General features: G+C 77.2%; 1 pseudogene. It reads right to left on the bottom strand.

Annotation, left to right across the window (positions count from 1 at the left end):
• Positions 1-495, bottom strand: a pseudogene (locus IG90_RS0138785) (hypothetical protein); the annotation flags it as partial.

The raw sequence follows: 495 nt of genomic DNA, 5'->3' as shown, positions 1-495 counted from the left end.
TGAGGCCGTCCAGGGTGCGGATCTCGGGGATGATCGCGTGCGGTGCGGACATGGAATCTCCGTTCTGTGCGGTGTCGGGCACCACCGTCAGGTGGCGGGGCCCGGCGGGCGGTTCAGGCGCCGGGACCGGTACGGGCTCCGGCTCCGGGGCAGGGTCGGGGGGTAGCGGGGTCGGCACCTTGGCGGTGCCGTCGCCCGGCCAGCCGATGGCGGGCTCCGGCTTGCGCGGGTCAGGGACCGTCGCCGCAGCGGGCGGCACCGGGTCGGGGTCGGGGTCGGGAACCGGGCTGACCGGCTCGTACTTCTTGTCGCCGCCCCAGTTGTCCCAGTCATCCCAGTCGCCCCAGTCCCTTACCGGGGCCGGGTCGACCGGGTCGACGGGGTCGGCCGGCTTGGTGACGGAGACGGGCGGGTCAGCGGGTGGGGCGGGGTCGGGCGGGTCGGCCGGCGGGGGCGGGAACGGCGGGGGGGGGCCCGCCGCAGCCGCGGCCTCCT

Origin of the sequence: Streptomyces anulatus (assembly GCF_000721175.1) — a bacterium.
Taxonomy (GTDB): domain Bacteria; phylum Actinomycetota; class Actinomycetes; order Streptomycetales; family Streptomycetaceae; genus Streptomyces; species Streptomyces anulatus_C.
This window is presented reverse-complemented; position numbering and strand designations above follow the sequence as displayed.